The following is a 16,682-nucleotide window of genomic DNA, read 5'->3' as shown; positions in this document are numbered from 1 at the left end:
CGCCTGAAAACGTCGTTACTGCAAAACCTGCTTCCGTGTTATTGCGAAATAGTCTGAATCTGCGGATAATAAAGAAATGACGCCGGATTTTCTGTTCGCCGTCAACATGACCAAAGTTGACGTCACATCAGCGATCATTCAGACCGATTCAGGCTGTAAGAACGCAGGACATCAGTGAGCGCGACTGACGTCCTCGGAATGATTGCCTGCACCGTTGGAATAGCCGTGAAAGGTCTGACGGTCGAGCAATCCCTTTTCAGCGCTCGGCTCCTCACTCAGTGAGTCGACGTTATCGCGTTGCAGCCCAACCTGTTTTCCATACCGCAAGCCGTCGACACTCGGCGCAACCTCCAGTCGAGGCTCAGGAGGCAGTAATTGTTCACGCTCCGACTCGGTCATGGGCGGATGAAAGCTTGCGTTCTGTGCCTCTAGCCGCCGCAGCATCAGACCAATAGCGGCAACGCAAATGAGTACGACCAGCATCAGAATGCCGAGCATCAACAGCACCTTGCGCCGACTAACGCGCGTACGCATATAGCCCAGAAGAACCCGTTGCTCGTCAGTAACCATTCCCTCCCCCTTTATGGTGTCCTGATGGTCAATCTCAGGGACGGACGAACCTTGCTTCATCCCAACCACATGGTCAATCCCTGCACTATCAAACACTTCGATCCGTCACCCAGCAGGCCGAACCCGGCGGCAGGGATTTGCGCGTTCAAATGAACACTTCTTAAATACCCCGTAAAAGCAGTGACGCTACACGATGCGAAACCTGCACAGACGACAAATACATTTACTCACTGGAATAATCTTCACCTGACCTATAACAACCGAGGTTAACGCTTACGTACTCGCGTTAGTTCAGTTAAATTTTCGGCCACTCGTCGCCTGGATAAAGGACAAAATAAAACGCCCATCGTTCGTAAAGAACCATGGGCGCAGGAGCAATAGAAAACGGTTATTAGGTACAACGTAGCGTTATTAACTGGCCAGTGCGTGCGTGGGAGGGGGTTTTCCCAAGTCTAAACGCAATTGGATGATCAGGTCGCAGAGCGCGCGACTGGTGTCCAGCTTGTCCAGGGCAATCCCGGTTACGAACAGCTTAACCTGCTCGGTCTGGGGATCAATGACCTCAACCGTCATCGATTTGCCCGTCGACACGGTGCAGTTACAACGCAAAGGCAGAAACGCACTTTCAATAATGCTACGTAATTCAAGATCGGACAGCCTACAAGCGATCATTGGCTTTTCCTCCTGGCACACTGTCAAATGCCGGACATGTGCCGATTTATTCTTGCTCATGGCATTCTCGGGGACTTTATCCACTCGCTGTACGCTTTACTTCGCACAATTGGGGAGTAGGTAAGTTATACGCCCGGCCCCAATTTGAAGCAACTAAGAGACGACATTGCACTACAACAGTGATCCCGACACGACACAGAAAGAAAAAACGTTTCACTAAACGTAAATGGGTGAAAACGCGCTTGATTGTCGCTTCAGGCACTGCGCGGAGGAATAAAAAACAAAATACCCACCCCTCCAGAGATCCGACCACTCGTCGGCAAGTATCATTTGCCGACGAAGCCGGGAACCGCTAACCCTTAGGCAAGCGCAAATGGATCAATGCGACGCGAGCCCCTCTCTTGTCCTGCCGTTCTTCGATGGAAAACGGCTTGAATCCCATCTTTGGATAGAACAGCAGGCCGGGCACGTTATGGTTGAAGCAGGAGGCCGTCAGCTCACTGGCTTCATGTTTGCCGAACGCCAACTCAATCATGCATCCGATCATGTATCGGCCCACACCCTTGGAACGAGCATGCGGCGCGATAATCACGTTACCCAGTGAGCAACGCCCGCGGAAATCGTAGCGGGAAAAATTGGCAAAGCCGACGACCTCGCCGTTGAGCTCAATAACGGTGTTATCCGAACGCTGCTCAATGGAATCCCTCAGTTGCGCAGGCGTCAGGGGGAAGACCGCTTTGGGAAACATATAAAACAGCTCGTCGACGGACTGCGGCATATCGCAAATGACAGGGATGTCTTTTTCTTCCAGGGGACGGTGCAAAAACATGGGCGATTAACCTCTCGAAGAATCGGTTCGCAAAAGCAAACTATAGGACAAACGCGGCATGAGAGAGACGGTTTGGCGCGCTCGTTTCATAAACATATCCCGCAGAGCGCTTTAGCGGTCATCCACAGCCCGTTTTTGCTATTAACGCCTTATCTGGGCTTTAAGGCTGACTGTAAAAGCGCTACGCAACTCGTTGATGCCATTGGCATTAATGACCGGGCAGAACGCCTGTAAAAAAAAGATCGCTCATGCATTTTGCATGAGCAGGAGTGCCATTATCATTTTTAAGACATTGATATTTATAGAAATTTTTTATAACAGCAACTGGCACAGCCTCTGCACCTGTGAATATCGCAAAGACATAACAACATTATCTGCACGGAGCAGCACAACGATGAACTCCTCACCTGATACTTACCCTGCCGCTGTAGAACACGCCACCAACGCCTCAGGCGTTTCCTGGGGCGCCATATTTGCGGGGGCCGCAGGCGCCGCTGCACTGTCTCTGATTCTGATCTTGCTGGGTTCTGGATTGGGCTTCTCGGCGATGTCGCCGTGGGCCAATGAAGGGGCCAGCGCCAAAGGGCTGGGCATTTCAACCGTGGTCTGGTTGGCAGTGACTCAGATTCTTGCCTCGGGCATGGGCGGCTATCTCGCCGGTCGCCTGCGCGTGAAGTGGGCCAACCTACACGGTGACGAAGTGTACTTCCGTGATACCGCTCATGGCTTCTTGTCCTGGGCGGTCGCCACCTTGGTCGCCGCGGTGTTGGTCGTAGGCTCCGTGGGCAGCCTTGTCGGTGGAGGTGTCAAAGCAGGCGCGAGCGTGGTTTCAGGCGCAGCCAGTGCTGCAACTCAGGTCGCCGGCACCGCCGCGACCAACACCAGTAGCGATCAATACGGCTACTTCGTCGACAGCCTGTTGCGCGACAACCGCCCGGTTGCCGTCAGCGACGACGCAGCGCGCGGCGTTGTGGTGCGCATCTTCACCAAAACCCTGGCCAACGACGGTCAACTGACGGCTGAAGACCGCACCTATCTGGCTCAGTTGGTTGCGCAACGGACCAACCTCAGCCAGGCCGACGCGCAAGCACGTGTCGATCAGGTGTACGGCCAGACTCGTCAAGCCGTTGAAGACGTCAAGCTCAAAGCGAAACAAGCGGCCGACACCGCCGCCAAAGTCGCTGCGATGGCCGCATTGTGGACCTTCGTTGCCTTGCTGTGTGGTGCGTTCATTGCCAGCCTTGCAGCCATCTGGGGTGGTCGCCGCCGTGATGCCGTGACGTACCTGGAAGACCCCCGCTATACCGGCACCGCGTCCACCAGCGCGGCACCTATTCGTTAATCAGGAGAAAACCCATGCGCTCATTACTGTTGTTTTTCCTCGGCGTGCCAATCCCTGTGATCATTTTGATTGCGCTGTTCATGCATTGATCAATCGATAACCAAAAAAGGGAGCAGGTATCTGCTCCCTTTTTTGCTTTCTGAATTCTAGATCTACGTTCTGACTCCCACGCAGTACTGTCACTAAACACTGCCTACAAAAAGGCCCTCATCAACTCACGTCGACGAGGACCAAGGCACTGCGCTCACAGTTCAGTTTCAGGCGCCATACGCCGGTTATGGCATCCCCAACCAATTTGGCAAGGCCAGGGAAATGAATGGCACGTAGGTCACCAAAATCAGGAACAGCAACAGGATCGACAACCACGGCAGCGCCGCGCGGATGGTCTGCCCCAGCGTCAGCCCGGTCACCGCCGAGGTCACGAACAGGTTCAGCCCCACCGGCGGGTGTACCAGGCCGATTTCCATGTTCACCACCATCACGATCCCCAGGTGAATCGGGTCGATGCCCAGCTTCATCGCAATCGGGAAGAAGATCGGCGCCAGGATCAGGATAATCGCCGAGGGCTCCATGAAGCTGCCCGCGACCAGCAACACAATGTTGACCATGATCAGGAAGCCAATGGGCGTCAGCCCTTCGGAAATCACCCAGTTGGTGATCTGCTGTGGGATCTGCTCAGTGGTCAGCACGTGGGCGAACAACATCGCGTTGGCGATGATGAACATCAGCATGATCGTCAGTCGGCCCGACTCCAACAGCACCTTGGGGCAGTCCTTGAGCTTCATGTCCTTGTAGACGAACAGCGCGATGAACGCCGAGTACACTGCCGCCACCGCCGCCGCTTCAGTCGGGGTGAACATGCCGCTGTAGATGCCGCCAAGGATAATCACCAGCAACAGCAGACCCCAGAACGCCCGTTGCGCAGTGTGCAACCACTGGCGCAAAGACACTCGTGGCTGGGCAGGTAGTTTCTTGACCCGAGCGACGATGTAAATCACCACCATGAGGATCACGCCCAACAAAATGCCTGGCACCACACCCGCGATAAACAGCTTGCCGACCGACGTTTCGGTAGCTGCCGCGTACACCACCATCACAATCGACGGTGGAATCAAAATCCCCAGGGTCCCGGCGTTACAGATGATCCCTGCACCGAATTCCTTCGGGTAACCGGAACGCACCATGCCCGCCACAGCGATAGAGCCCACCGCTGCCACCGTGGCTGGCGAGGACCCGGACAACGCCGCAAACAGCATGCACGCCAATACCGCGGCAATCGCCAGACCGCCACGAATATGGCCGACACAGGCGTTGGCGAAATCGATCAGCCGCTGCGCGACCCCGCCAGTGGTCATGAATGCACCCGACAACAGGAAGAACGGGATGGCCAAAAAAGTGTAGCTGTCGGATGTTTCGAACAGCTTGATTGCCAATGAACTCAACGAGTCCTGGCTGAACATCAGGATCGATACGGCGCCGGACAAACCCAGCGAAATCGCGATGGGCACGCCCAGAAACATGAACACGAACAGCAACAGGAACAAACAGATAACCGTCATCAGTGTTGCTCCTCGCCAGGGTGCGCCAGTTTGCTCGCTTCTGCCGCTTCGTCAGCCAGGCCCAGGCCTGTCTGGCGATGGGTATAGATGCGGTACATGATTTCCAGATAACGGGCGATGATCAGCGCAAAGCCTATAGGCACGATGACTGTGATGTAGGCGACCTTGATGCCATAGCGGTCGAGGTCTTCGGCGCCGATGCCCGCCACGAACAGGGCCGACACCCATTTATAACTCGCCACCAGGAACAGCCCGGCGTAAACCATGCAGCACAGGCACGCGAGCATCGACAGTACGCGCTGCACCGGTTTGCTGGTTTTCTTGACCAGCACATCCACGCCCAGGTGGCCCGCCGTGCGCACGCCGTAGGCGATGCCGAAGAAAATCAGCCAGCCGAAGATGGCCTTGGTCAGCGCCACGCTCCAGGTCATGCCTTGGGCGTAACCCATCAAGTGATCGCCAATCCCTGCAAAAAAGTCGCTACTGACCGCCCACTGATCGCTGAGGGTATAAAACAGCGTGTAGATGTTGTTCAGCGCCACATAGACAAATGTCACCAGCGTCATGGCCGCCAGCAGAAAGGCAATCATGCCTTCCTCCAGATGCTCCCAGACTCGCCTGAGCGATTGCATAAGAATTCTCCGAACGTCGAGAGAGTGACCACCCCGAACCAGGTGGTCACGCAGGCATCACTGCCTGTACAGATCACGGCTTCTATAGAACAACCGTTGATTCAAGGCGCCTTGTTGGAGTCGTCAGCAGCCTTGATCAGGTCCGCACCGATTTCATCGGCGAACTTGTCCCAGACCGGCTTCATGACTTCGCGCCATTTCGCCCGTTGCTCTGGGGTCAGCGAATCGATTTCGCTGGTTTTGGCGTCGATGATTTTCTGCTTGGCAGTCTGGTTCAGCGCTTCGGCCTGTTTGTTCACCTCAACCGTGACCTGATCCATGATTTTCTGCAGCTCGCCGCGCACGTCTTCAGGCAGGCCGTTCCAGAACTTGGAGTTGGTGATCACCATGTAGTCGATCAAGCCATGGTTGGTTTCGGTGAAGAACGGCTGGACTTCGTTGACCTTCTGGCTTTCATAGTTCGACCAAGTGTTCTCGGTGCCGTTGACGGTGCCGGTCTGCAGGCCCTGATAGACCTCGGCAAAACTCATCTTGCGCGGGTTGGCATGCAGGGCCACGAACTGCGCTTCCAGAACACTGGAAGCCTGCACGCGGAACTTCAGGCCGCGAGCATCCTTGGGTTCGATCATCTTTTTGTTGGCCGACAACTGCTTCAGGCCGTTGTGCCAATACGCCAGACCGTGGATGCCTTTATCGTCCATCGCACTCAGCAGGGCTTTACCTTCTGGACCTTGTTGGAAGCGATCGACAGCGGCCAGATCATTGAACAGGAACGGGAGGTCAAAGATTTGCACTTTTTTGGTGTACTGCTCGAACTTCGCCAGCGAAGGCGCGAGCATCTGCACGTCGCCCAGCAGCAGTGCTTCCATCTCTTTGCCATCACCGAACAGCGAGGAGTTGGGGTACACCTCGACCTTCACTTTGTCTTTGAGTTGCGGGTCAGCGGCGACCAGCTTCTGGAACATCAAGGCGCCCTGGCCTTTCGGAGTGTTTTCCGCCACGACGTGAGCGAACTTGATGACAATGGGATCGGCTGCCTGAGCCAGGCTGGCCATAGAGACTGCGGCGGCGCAGAACAGCGCCTGGGTCAGCTTCAACATCGATATCACCTTTTTATTGTTGTTAGGAGCATTCAGCCTCTGAAGGGCCTTTGTTTCGAAGCAATGTTTCAAAGCGGTTGTGGCCTAAAGATGGCTCAATCCAATGCGTTTAGAGAATTAGCTTTTATGTAAGCCGGCGTTCGGAATTGCTGAACGCTTTTCTACTTTTTTGCCGCAACGCCCGCAGCGCACGCGTAATACCCCTCGAAAGTTAGCAGGCCAACAACAAAGTGCCACTATTGAGACGGGGTAAAAACGTGAAACTTCATCCCTGTGGGCACTCAAACCGCCGCCAGGGCCAATAAACGCTGAGCGCGAATCAACACCGGGGCATCGACCATCTGTCCGTCGAGCTGAAACGCACCTGCACCGTTGGCTCGCGCGCTGGCATCTACCACCTTCTGCGCCCAGCTCAAATCATCGGGGCTGGGTGCCAATGCCTGGTGAATCACCGGCACTTGTTTCGGATGAATGCACAGCGCGCCGCCGTAGCCCATGTCATAAGCGTGGCGTGTTGCACGTTGCAGTCCTTGTGGGTCGCCAATCGCCGGAAACACCCCATCGAGGGGCGGCAGCAAATCAGCGCCCCGCGAATGCAGTTGCACTGACATTCGCGCCTGATCGAGGACCCGTTGTGCAGCCGCCGTCCCCGTGTTCAGGTTGAGATCAAGTGCCAGATCAAGACCGCCAAAAGACAAGCGTTCGACCCCTTCGGCATGGGCAATCTGCCCGAGTGCCAACAGGCCCTTGGCACTTTCAATGATCGGCCAGATCGGTTTGCCGGTCTGCCAGACGGCGGCGACATGGGCTGCGCTTTCGACTTTTGGCAGCAATACCCCCGCGACACCTGCATGCTGTTTGCAGAAGGCCAGGTCTTCAGCGTGTTCGGCATGATCGGGCGCATTGACCCGCACCCAGACCGACGCGTGTGGGTTGTTCTGAAAGAAGGCCGCGAGGTTATCTCGGGCCTGGCGCTTGAGCAGCTCTTCGACGGCATCTTCAAAATCTACGATCACCGCATCGGCGCCTGCAGCCAACGCCTTGGCAAAACGCTCGGGTCGACTACCGGGCACAAACAGTGCGGAGCGGACGATGGATCGGGACATGGTTGTTGTTCCTCGTTTGTGAATCAAAAGGCCGCGCATTCCCTTGTAGGAGATCGCCCGTCGCGCAGCAAACTCTGGACCTTGTTGGAGGCTTGGTCTGGGGGATTAAGGCGGGGATTAAGGGGACTGATTTATTTATCGTGCTGTTTGATAAATCAATCTGTCCCCGCCGAACTCATATGCCCGCCCCGGGGACAGATTAATTTACGGTGAAGCGATGTAAATAAATCAGTCCCCTTAATCCAGTCCCCTTAATCCATTTACAGGGGAGGCAGCAGCGTTTGCCAGGCTGCGCGCTAAACCACTCCGGCCGCCAACAGCCGCACCTGCTCATCGGCAGAAAATCCAAGCTCGTCGAGAATGCTGCCCGTGTGCTGCCCCAGCCCAGGCACGCCATCCATGCGCGGGGTAAACGCGGCATTGCGCCCTGGTGGCAGCAGCGCTGGTAGTTTGCCGGACGGGCTGTCCACTTCGCGCCAGCTGTCGCGGGCCTTGAGTTGCGGGTGGTCCCACACGCCCTGCATGTCGTTGACCCGCGCGTTGGCGATTTGCGCCTCCTCAAGGCGCGTCACCACTTCGTCGACCGTCAACCGCGAGAAGCCCTCGACGATGATCTGGCGCAGTACATCGCGGTTTTCCGAACGCTTGAAGTTGGCCGAGAAACGCTCATCGGTCGCCAACGCTTTGTCCAGCAGCACCTTCTCGCAGAACAGCGCCCACTCGCGTTCGTTCTGCAGACCCAACATGAGAGTGCCGCCATCGCCAGTGGGAAACGGCCCATATGGATAAATCGTCGAGTGCGAAGCACCGGCACGTGGCGGAGGCGGCGCGCCGTTGTAGGCGTAATACATCGGGTAGCCCATCCACTCGACCAGGCTTTCCAGCATCGACACATCGATGCGGCTACCGACACCGGTCTTGTCACGCAACATCAGCGCCGACAGGATGCCGGTGTAGGCGTACATGCCGGCAGCGATGTCGGCAATCGAGCAACCGGCCTTGGCCATTTGGTCTTCTCCGGGGCCACCGGTCACCGACAAAAAGCCGCCTTCGCTCTGGATCAGCAGGTCGTAGGCTTTCTTCTTTTCATACGGACCGCCTTCGCCGTAGCCGGAGATGTCGCAGACGATCAGCCTCGGAAAACGCTCATGCAGCGCCTCGAACGACAACCCCATGCGCGAAGCCGCACCCGGCGCCAGGTTCTGCACCAGCACGTCAGCCTTGCCCAGCAACGATTGAAGGATGTCACCCGCCTCGTCCTGCTTCAGGTCCAGGGTCAGGCTTTCTTTAGAACGGTTGGTCCAGACAAAATGCGAAGCCAGGCCGTCGACGCGCTGGTCGTAGCCACGGGCAAAGTCGCCGCTGCCAGGGCGTTCGATTTTCACCACCCGAGCGCCAAGATCGGCCAGTTGCCGGGTGCAGAACGGCGCCGCGATGGCGTGTTCCAGGCTGATGACCGTGATGCCGTCCAGCGGACGGGGATTGTGTTGAGTCATGTTGGTTTACCTATCCGTTGCACGGCCCCCCTGTAGGAGCCAACTTGTTGGCGAGTCGGACAACGCGGTGTGTCAGGCGCGACGCCTCGCAAACACGTTCGCGCCTACAGGGGAATACGGTTGCTTTAGATCAAATCACCCAATGTCTGCGCATCACGTAGATGCCAGACCTTGTCGATCAACGCCTGCCCCTGCTCAACCGTACGTGCGCCGGAGAACGCCAGCAGACGCTGGAACTTGTCCTCCAGTTCAGGGCGCGACAAGGTATTGCCCGGATCGCCTTTGGGATCGTCAATCGCAGCGGTCAAGGTGCGACCGTCAGTGGTGGTGACGATCACTCGCCCCAGCCAACGTGCGGGATAAGCGCCATCGACTTCAGGGTCCAGTTCCATGGTGACCTTCTCGCGAAAGGCGGCAACATTGGCATCGGTCAACGCCAGGTCGCGGAACTCGATCAACTGCGCACTGCCATGCACAGCAATCAGGCCCAGCACGGCGCCCATGGAAAACTTCGCCTGATGCACCGTGGTCGGCACCACCACCCGACCGAGCACGTCGATAGCGCCCTGATGTACGCGGGTCACTACTTTGGCGATTTGGTCATGGCGCAAACCTTCGCGCTGCATCAACTGCAACAACGCATCGGCGGCCGGGTGGGTGTGACGGCAAGAAGCGTGGAACTTGAACGAGGTTTCCACCAGCGCCCAGCGGCTGCCGAGGCGGTCCGACAATTTGCTCGGATCGGCGTCGGTGGACATCCCCGCCGCCATGCCTTGATCGCCTTCAAGAATGTTGCGTGCGCCAGTCAGACCGTCTTGCGTCATATACGCCGCAAGCAAGCCATCGGCAGCCGCCTTGGCGGTGTGCAGTTGTTTCGAATCAGCGGCGTCACGCAGGAACTCCCACAGGCCAGCGGCTTGAGTACCCGCAGTGCCCAGCAGGTTGATGAACTGCTCTTGATCAAAGTCGAGCAGCTTGCCGACCGCCACAGCCGCCGCCAGGGTGCCGACCGTGGCGGTGGTGTGGAAAATCCGGTAGTGCGAGCGGCCCATGAACTCGCCGATGCGAATCCCGGCTTCGTAACCGGCCACCGAGGCCAACAGCAAATCCTTACCGGACGTGTTCAGGTCTTGCGCCGCTGCCAGCGCTGCCGAGAACACCACCGTCGCGGGGTGCAAGACCGAGCTGTTGTGCAAGTCGTCCTGCTCGACCAAGTGCGAAGACGCGCCGTTGACCAGTGCCGCGAAGTACGCTGAGGTGCCGCGTCCGCTGACCAGGATTTTCGCAGGACCTTCAGCCGGTCCCATGCGTTGGGCGTAACGCTCGAACAACGGAATCGGACGGGCGCCCTGGCTGGCCAGCGCCGAGCCGATCCAGTCCAGGAACAGGTCTTCGGTACGGTCGAGTACAGCACCCGGAATCTGCTCGTATTTCAGGTCGGCGAGGAACGCCGCCAAGGCTTGAGTGTGGCTCATGTGCATGTCCTCAGAAGCTGCGTGGCAGTTCGAGCAAGTGCTCGGCGACGTAGGAAAGAATCAGGTTGGTGGAGATTGGGGCCACCTGATAAAGGCGCGTCTCACGGAATTTGCGCTCGACGTCGTATTCGCAGGCGAACCCAAAACCGCCATGGGTTTGCAGGCAGGCGTTGGCCGCTTCCCACGACGCTTTGGCCGCCAGGTATTTCGCCATGTTGGCGCTGGCACCGGCGTTCTTGCCGCTGTCATATTCTTCGCAGGCGCGCCAGCGCATCAGGTCGGCGGCCTCCACTTCGATATGCGCTTCGGCAATCGGGAACTGCACGCCCTGGTTCTGCCCGATTGGACGACCGAACACCACGCGATCACGCGCATAGGCGCTGGCTTTTTCGATGAACCAGCGACCGTCACCGATGCATTCGGCGGCGATCAGCGTGCGCTCGGCATTCAGGCCGTCGAGGATGTACTTGAAGCCCTTGCCTTCTTCGCCAATCAGGCTGTCGGCTGGCAGCTCAAGGTTGTCGAAAAACAGCTCGTTGGTTTCGTGATTGACCATGTTGGCGATGGGCTGAACGGTCAGGCCCTTACCGATGGCTTCGCGCAGGTCGACAATGAAAATCGACATGCCTTCGGATTTTTTCTTCACCTCGGCCAGCGGCGTGGTGCGCGCCAGCAGGATCATCAGATCGGAATGTTGAACCCGCGAGATCCACACCTTCTGGCCGTTGATCACGTACTTGTCGCCCTGTTTCACAGCGGTGGTCTTGATCTTGGTGGTGTCGGTGCCGGTGGTGGGCTCGGTCACGGCCATCGATTGCAGGCGCAGTTCGCCGCTGGCGAGTTTGGGCAGGTAATAGCTTTTCTGCGCCTCGCTGCCGTGTCGCAGCAGGGTGAACATGTTGTACATCTGGCCGTGGACGGTGCCCGAGTTGCCGCCACACGCGTTGACTTCTTCCAGGATGACCGAGGCTTCGGCCAAGCCCAGGCCCGAACCACCGTATTCGGTAGGGATCATCGCCGACAGCCAGCCGGCGTCGGTCAGCGCCTTGACGAAAGTTTCAGGGAAGCCCTTTTCTTCGTCGATCTTGCGCCAGTAGGCCGCATCGAATTCGGCGCACAAGGCGCGCACGCCTTCACGGATGGCATTCAGGTCTTCGTCGTCGTACGGATTCATTGTTGTGCTCTCGGGATCTGTCAGGGTCCGCCGTCCATCGTTCATGGGCGACGAGATCGGAAAATGGGGGTCAGTCGAACGTCACTTCGGCGCTCTGCGCCACACCGGCTTCGTTGCCCGCCCACAGCTGCGCCTTGCCGGGCTCGACGATGCGGCCGCCGACGCGAAATGGCGTTGGCGCGTTCAACGGGCGCACGCCGCGATAGGCGAAGTGACGCACCCGTTTTTCAGGGTTAGCGCGCGCGAAGGCGCGCAGATTGAAGGTCGCGATCATCGGACCGTGAACCACTAGGCCCGGGTAGCCTTCAACGTCGGTGACATAGGGATAGTCGTAGTGGATGCGGTGGCCGTTGAAGGTCACGGCGGAGTAGCGAAACAGCAAGGTCGGGGTTGGCGAGATGACTTCATTCCAATCGCCTTGCTCCGGCGCTTCGCCGCTGTTGAGCTTGGGAGGGTTGGGCTCGCGATAGACGATGTCCTGCTCTTCACGCACGCACAGCTGACCGTTTTGCGAATAATCGTGGCGCACCGTGACAAACAACAGCGAACCGGTGCGGCCGTGCTTTTCTTCGATGTGCAGGATGGTCGACAAACGATGGGCCTGGGCACCGACTTTCAGCGGCTCAATGAACTCAACCCGGCCGCCGGCCCACATGCGATTGCGGTTATCGGCAGGCGGTAGAAAGCCGCCACGGGCGGGATGACCGTCCGTACCCAGTTGCGGCTCGAATACCGGCTCCTGGAAAAAGCACCACTGCCACAATGGCGGCAGCACATCGCCATCGGCGGGCGTAGGCTCGCCAAACGTCGCGGCGATGCGTTTGATCAGGTTATGGCTCAGGTGATCCTGAGTCTCTTCGGTACGACCGATCCAGGCACTGAAATCCGTAGGCGAATCTGAAGCACTCATAACTAAGCAGCCTCTGCGTTTGTTGTTATCGGCAGATCATGCGAGGGGCTTGGCATTCTGTGAATTTGCATTTGCGTAAGGCGGCGTTCATGTATCCTGAACGCCTTCTGTAATGCTCGGATACAACCATGCACTTCGACCTGGCTGATTTGCGTCTTTTCATTCATATCGGTGAATCACCGAGCCTGACCCAGGGCGCCCGTCGCGCGTTTCTTTCGCCTGCCGCCGCGAGTGCGCGGATCAAGGCGCTGGAAGGTCAACTCGGGACCCGCTTGCTGTATCGCGACAGCCGTGGCGTGGAGCTGACACCGGCCGGGCAAAAGTTGCTCAGGCATGCGCGGCTGATCATGAGCCAGGTGGATTACCTGAAAAGCGAGTTCACCCATTTCGGCACTGACTCCGCAGGGCATATCCGCATTTTCGCCAATACCACGGCGGTCACTGAGTTCCTGCCGGAAGTGCTGGCGGGTTTTCTGGCGAAACGGCCGGGGGTCACGGTGGATCTGCAAGAACGGCTGTCGCGAGACATCGTGCGCGGCGTGCTCGATGGCAGCACTGACATGGGGATCATCGCCGGGCCCGTCGAGGCCGCCGGGCTACAGGTGATCCATTTCAGCACCGATAGGCTAGTGCTGACAGTACCCGTGGGGCATGAGCTGGCGAACCAGAAGAAAATCACCCTGAAACAAACACTGGCGTTCCAGCACATCGGTTTGCATGAGGGCAGCACACTGCTGAGTTTTCTGCGCGACCATGTGGAGCGGATCGGCCAGAGCCTGTCGCTGCGGATTCAGGTGTCGAGCTTCGAAGCGATCTGTCGAATGGTCGAGGCTGGGGTCGGCATTGGCATCATCCCCGAGTCCGCCGCTGTGCGGCACAGCCGGACCATGCAACTGGTGACCATCGAGCTGGACGAGCCATGGGCGATTCGCGAGCGCAGTATTCTGGTCCGCGAACTGGATGCATTGCCGGGGACTGTTAGAGCGTTGATTGCAACGTTGATGCCGCCAGAGCCGGTCATTGCATAATCGGCGGGCTCATGCGCCAAGACTGATTTCCTGGCGGCGACCAGCTCGGCAATATCACCTGAATCAAATAACGAATAAATCCACAAACCTATGCACGGGCGTGGCCTCCAGCCGCGCCTGATCCTTGCACAAGGCAAAAATCTCGGCGCTGCGCTGACCCGCCAAGCGTGTCGCCAGGTTGTCCTTGAATTTGGCCTCTAGCAACGGAATCCCATCAGCCCTGCGGCGCCGATGCCCGATCGGGTATTGGACCACCACCTGTTCGGTGCTCGTGCCGTCCTTGAAAAACACCTGCACTGCGTTGGCAATCGAGCGCTTGTCGGGCTCCAGGTATTCACGGCTAAAACGCTCATCTTCGACAATCACCATCTTGTCGCGCAGCACATCGATGATCGGATGCGCAGCGTGAAAGCTGTCTTCGTACTGTTCAGCCACCAGATTGCCAAACGCCAGTGGCACGGCGGTCATGTACTGAATGCAATGATCGCGGTCTGCCGCGTTGGCCAGCGGGCCAACCTTGGAAATGATACGGATCGCTGACTCGTGGGTGGTGATGACGATTCTGTCGATCTCCTGCAAGCGATTTCGCACCAGCGGATGCAACGTCACCGCGGCTTCACAGGCGGTCTGCGCATGGAATTCCGCCGGGAAGCTGATCTTGAACAGCACGTTTTCCATCACGTAAGTGCCAAACGGCTGGGACAGGCTGAACCTCCGTTTGTCCTCAGGTTTAAGCGCCAGGTCCTTGTTGGTATGACTGAACAGCACGTCATAGAACCCCCATTGCGGCGCGGTCAACACGCCAGGGATGCCCATCTCTCCGCGCATCGCGATGTCAGCCAGACGTACCCCTCGGCTGCTGGCGTCGCCTGCCGCCCAGGATTTACGCGAGCCGGCGTTGGGCGCGTGGCGATAAGTGCGCAGCGCCTGGCCATCGACGAACGCATGGGACAAGGCCGAAAGCATCTGCTCGCGATTAGCCCCCATCAGTTTTGCAGTGACAGCGGTCGAGGCGACTTTCACCAGCAGCACGTGATCGAGGCCGACACGATTGAAGGAGTTTTCCAACGCGATCACGCCCTGAATCTCGTGGGCCATGATCATGCCATCCAGCACGTCGCGCACGGTCAGCGGCGCATCGCCGTTGGCGACACGCTTCTGCGACAGGTGATCGGCGACTTCGAGAATGCCGCCCAGATTGTCCGAAGGATGCCCCCATTCGGCGGCCAGCCAGGTGTCGTTGTAGTCCAGCCAACGAACGATACAGCCAATGTCCCAGGCGGCTTTCACAGGGTCCAGACGAAAGGAAGTACCCGGCACTCGCGCCCCGAACGGCACAACAGTGCCTTCGACGATAGGCCCCAGGTGTTTGCTGCATTCGGGGAATCGCAGTGCCAGCAGACCGCAACCCAGCGTGTCCATCAGGCAGTTGCGCGCCGTGTTCAGCGCCTCTTGGGAGTCGACCTTGAAGTTCAGGACATAATCAGCGATGTCCTGCAGAACCTGGTCGTAGTCGGGGCGGTTGTTCAGATCGACGTTGCTGGTCATCTTGGTTCACCTTCAAATCTTCTGAGTCTGGAACACTGCGTTCGCGAGCAGGCGCGTGGTCAAGGACTCTAGACATTTCACAGTGGGAGCGAGCCGGGCGGCGTTCCGTTTGCTCGCGATGGGGCCAGAACAGACTACAGAGATACGTTATAGGCGTGCGTGTTTCTCAGTCTTCGCAGTGTGTTGTACGACAGACCTCGGTCATGCTTCAACCCGGCGCAGATGCTCGAACAACAACCGGCTCACCGGCGACAGGGTATTGTGCTCGCGGGTGACCAGAATCAAGGTGCGTTCAGACCAGTCGTCACTCAGCGGCACGGCCCTCAAACCCAGCGCTCGGCCGAAGAGTTCATACGCTTTGTGCGGCAGCACGCCGATACCCATGTCTGCCTGGACCATCCGGCATACCGCATCGAAGCCAGGCACATGGATGCGCAAACGTAACATGCGCCCCGCCGCCCTGGCTGCCGCATGGATTCGCATGTTAATTGAGCTGGCCGCATGCAGCCCGACCTGATCGAAATCCAGCGTCTCGGCAAACCCCAACCGTTCGAGCCCGGCCAGCGGGTGATCGGCACGCATCACCACCACCAGTTTGTCGCGTCGATACGGCACGCTGAGCAAATTCTGCACGTCGGTGTCTTCGGAGCAGATACCGATGTCGGCGACGCCATCGACGATGCCCTGCACCACACCATCGCTGGGACGCTCTTCGAGATCGACCTTCACCTGGGCATGGCTGGCGACAAAGTCGTGCAGATCTTCGGGCAGAAATTGAATGATCGCCGACAGATTCGCCAGCATCCGCACGTAACCGCGCAGGCCCTGAATATGCTCACCCAGCTCCAGGCCAATTTTCTCGACGTCGAACAGCATGCGCCTGGCGTGGTGCAGCAAGGTCTCGCCCGCTGCGGTCAGGGTCATGCCTTTGGCGTTGCGCACAAACAATCCAATGCCCAGCGCGGCCTCCAATTCCATCAGGCGCTTGCTGGCCGCCGACACGGCAATCGCCTCACGCGCGGCAGCACGGGTTAGCGTGCCCTCTTCGTGTACCGCAACGAACACCTGCAGGGTGATCAGATCAAGACGACGGATGAGGTTTTTTTGCAGCATCAGGGCGCAATCCTGGTGACGGAGTGGGTCCAGAGGATAGCGTCAATCGGCTAGGTTGAGTTGGCCACTACCACTGGCTCATCGCGGGCAAACACCCTGCGGCCGAGGATTCGCAGCAATTGTACAAG

General features: G+C 58.1%; 15 protein-coding genes. 2 read left to right on the top strand and 13 right to left on the bottom strand.

Features of this window, described 5'->3' with window-relative positions; genetic code table 11:
• Nucleotides 1-171 precede the first annotated feature (171 nt).
• The 3 genes from VGC62_RS09010 to VGC62_RS09000 all read right to left on the bottom strand — a co-directional run bounded on the left by VGC62_RS09010 (nucleotide 172) and on the right by VGC62_RS09000 (nucleotide 2,071).
• Entirely contained in the window at nucleotides 172-570 is a 399-nt protein-coding gene (locus VGC62_RS09010) for a hypothetical protein (RefSeq protein ID WP_331186726.1), read from the bottom strand.
• 411 nt (nucleotides 571-981) lie between these two features.
• Nucleotides 982-1,302, bottom strand: coding sequence for a DUF1652 domain-containing protein (locus VGC62_RS09005; RefSeq protein WP_414705771.1), 321 nt, complete (start codon nucleotides 1,300-1,302; stop codon nucleotides 982-984).
• A gap of 292 nt (nucleotides 1,303-1,594) precedes the next feature.
• Entirely contained in the window at nucleotides 1,595-2,071 is a 477-nt protein-coding gene (locus tag VGC62_RS09000) for a GNAT family N-acetyltransferase (RefSeq protein ID WP_331186725.1), read from the bottom strand.
• A gap of 394 nt (nucleotides 2,072-2,465) precedes the next feature.
• Between VGC62_RS09000 and VGC62_RS08995 the strand changes: the two genes are divergently transcribed.
• Entirely contained in the window at nucleotides 2,466-3,413 is a 948-nt protein-coding gene (locus tag VGC62_RS08995; RefSeq protein WP_331186724.1) for a hypothetical protein, read from the top strand.
• 275 nt (nucleotides 3,414-3,688) lie between these two features.
• Here the strand turns inward: VGC62_RS08995 and dctM are convergent, their stop codons facing one another.
• The 8 genes from dctM to VGC62_RS08955 all read right to left on the bottom strand — a co-directional run bounded on the left by dctM (nucleotide 3,689) and on the right by VGC62_RS08955 (nucleotide 12,865).
• Entirely contained in the window at nucleotides 3,689-4,972 is a 1,284-nt protein-coding gene (gene dctM / locus VGC62_RS08990; protein WP_331186723.1) for a C4-dicarboxylate TRAP transporter large permease protein DctM, read from the bottom strand.
• Nucleotides 4,972-5,604 carry a TRAP transporter small permease gene (locus tag VGC62_RS08985; RefSeq protein WP_331186722.1) on the bottom strand — a complete coding sequence of 211 codons (633 nt, stop codon included), beginning with the start codon at nucleotides 5,602-5,604 and terminating at the stop codon, nucleotides 4,972-4,974. The genes dctM and VGC62_RS08985 overlap by 1 nt, the downstream gene beginning before the upstream one ends.
• A 101-nt stretch (nucleotides 5,605-5,705) precedes the next feature.
• Entirely contained in the window at nucleotides 5,706-6,704 is a 999-nt protein-coding gene (locus VGC62_RS08980) for a TRAP transporter substrate-binding protein (protein WP_331186721.1), read from the bottom strand.
• A gap of 281 nt (nucleotides 6,705-6,985) precedes the next feature.
• Entirely contained in the window at nucleotides 6,986-7,810 is an 825-nt protein-coding gene (locus VGC62_RS08975) for a CoA ester lyase (RefSeq protein ID WP_331186720.1), read from the bottom strand.
• 296 nt (nucleotides 7,811-8,106) lie between these two features.
• A complete protein-coding gene (locus VGC62_RS08970) occupies nucleotides 8,107-9,306 on the bottom strand; it encodes a CaiB/BaiF CoA-transferase family protein (protein ID WP_331186719.1) in 1,200 nt (399 codons plus the stop codon).
• Nucleotides 9,307-9,431: 125 nt separating this feature from the next.
• Nucleotides 9,432-10,781, bottom strand: coding sequence for an MmgE/PrpD family protein (locus tag VGC62_RS08965; RefSeq protein WP_331186718.1), 1,350 nt, complete (start codon nucleotides 10,779-10,781; stop codon nucleotides 9,432-9,434).
• Nucleotides 10,782-10,791: 10 nt separating this feature from the next.
• Complete coding sequence (locus VGC62_RS08960) at nucleotides 10,792-11,955, bottom strand: acyl-CoA dehydrogenase family protein (RefSeq protein WP_331186717.1); 1,164 nt, start codon at nucleotides 11,953-11,955, stop codon at nucleotides 10,792-10,794.
• A 70-nt stretch (nucleotides 11,956-12,025) separates the two neighbouring features.
• Entirely contained in the window at nucleotides 12,026-12,865 is an 840-nt protein-coding gene (locus VGC62_RS08955) for an FAS1-like dehydratase domain-containing protein (protein WP_331186716.1), read from the bottom strand.
• Between the two features lie 128 nt (nucleotides 12,866-12,993).
• Between VGC62_RS08955 and VGC62_RS08950 the strand changes: the two genes are divergently transcribed.
• A complete protein-coding gene (locus VGC62_RS08950; protein WP_331186715.1) occupies nucleotides 12,994-13,893 on the top strand; it encodes a LysR family transcriptional regulator in 900 nt (299 codons plus the stop codon).
• A gap of 63 nt (nucleotides 13,894-13,956) precedes the next feature.
• Here VGC62_RS08950 and prpD read toward each other — a convergent pair whose 3' ends face one another.
• Both prpD and VGC62_RS08940 read right to left on the bottom strand, forming a co-directional pair.
• A complete protein-coding gene (prpD, locus tag VGC62_RS08945; RefSeq protein ID WP_331186714.1) occupies nucleotides 13,957-15,441 on the bottom strand; it encodes a 2-methylcitrate dehydratase in 1,485 nt (494 codons plus the stop codon).
• A 201-nt stretch (nucleotides 15,442-15,642) separates the two neighbouring features.
• Nucleotides 15,643-16,554: a LysR substrate-binding domain-containing protein gene (locus tag VGC62_RS08940; RefSeq protein WP_331186713.1), complete on the bottom strand. Its 912-nt coding sequence runs from the start codon at nucleotides 16,552-16,554 to the stop codon at nucleotides 15,643-15,645.
• Nucleotides 16,555-16,682 lie beyond the last annotated feature (128 nt).

This window comes from Pseudomonas sp. (assembly GCF_036404235.1).
Taxonomy (GTDB): domain Bacteria; phylum Pseudomonadota; class Gammaproteobacteria; order Pseudomonadales; family Pseudomonadaceae; genus Aquipseudomonas.
This window is presented reverse-complemented; position numbering and strand designations above follow the sequence as displayed.